Annotated in this window: 1 protein-coding gene; it reads left to right on the forward strand. The window is 71.5% G+C overall.

Annotated elements, in window-relative coordinates; all coding sequences use genetic code 11:
- A partial coding sequence (locus tag BGIM_RS65510) for a PAS domain-containing protein (protein WP_193789113.1) occupies nucleotides 1-330 on the forward strand: 330 nt, incomplete at both ends.

Below are 330 nucleotides of genomic sequence, written 5' to 3' on the forward strand. Positions count from 1 at the left end.
ACATCACTGCCCGGAAGCGGGCCGGCGAGGCTCTGCTGGCCAGCGAGGAACGCCTCCGGCTGGCCCTGCGGGGAGCCAGGGGAGGCGTGTGGGACTGGAACCTGGACTCCGGCGACATCTGGTGGTCGCCCGAGTTGCATGAGCTATGGGGCGTCGCCACGGACGCGCCGACCAATCTCGCCAGTTCGCTTGCGGTTGTCCATGAGGACGACCGCGAGACCATCCGCCTCGCCGCCGGGGCCGCCATCGCCCAAGGCGCGGCCTACCGCTGCGAATTCCGCATCCGCCACCCGTCGGGCGGCGAGCGCTGGATGGCGTCTCACGGGCAGG

Origin of the sequence: Zavarzinella formosa DSM 19928 (assembly GCF_000255705.1) — a bacterium.
In the GTDB taxonomy this organism is placed as follows: Bacteria; Planctomycetota; Planctomycetia; order Gemmatales; family Gemmataceae; genus Zavarzinella; species Zavarzinella formosa.